A 319-nucleotide genomic window follows, 5' to 3' on the forward strand; every position below is an offset into this window, starting at 1 on the left:
TGCGGAATAGAAATACTCTCGCCCGAACTTGCGTCGGTGACACTGCGTTTATTAATCGCATCAGAAACCGCCTCTTTAATTTGTTTTTTATAGCGCCTAATAAAGCGCTGGCGATTAAGCGTGCTTTTATTCTTTGCGTTTAATCGCCTATCTATAAAATGCGCCATTAATTACCTCCTAAACTACCAATATGAAGGTTATTGCGATTTTCTAACCCGTAAATACCATTCAGATAACAACCGCACTTGTTTTTGTGTGTAGCCTTTTTCGACCATACGATTAACAAAGTCTTCGTGTTTTTGCTGATCCTCGGCAGAGG

Annotated in this window: 1 protein-coding gene; it reads right to left on the reverse strand. The window is 40.4% G+C overall.

What is annotated here, in order from left to right; all coding sequences use genetic code 11:
* Window positions 1–167, reverse strand: a 167-nt coding sequence (locus AAEY79_RS14350) for a DUF444 family protein (protein ID WP_352288938.1), incomplete at its 3' end; no start/stop codon positions are given.
* Window positions 168–319 lie beyond the last annotated feature (152 nt).

The sequence above is a fragment of the Psychrobacter sp. GW64-MNA-CIBAN-0177 genome (genome assembly GCF_040309585.1).
GTDB classification, from domain to species: domain Bacteria; phylum Pseudomonadota; class Gammaproteobacteria; order Pseudomonadales; family Moraxellaceae; genus Psychrobacter; species Psychrobacter okhotskensis.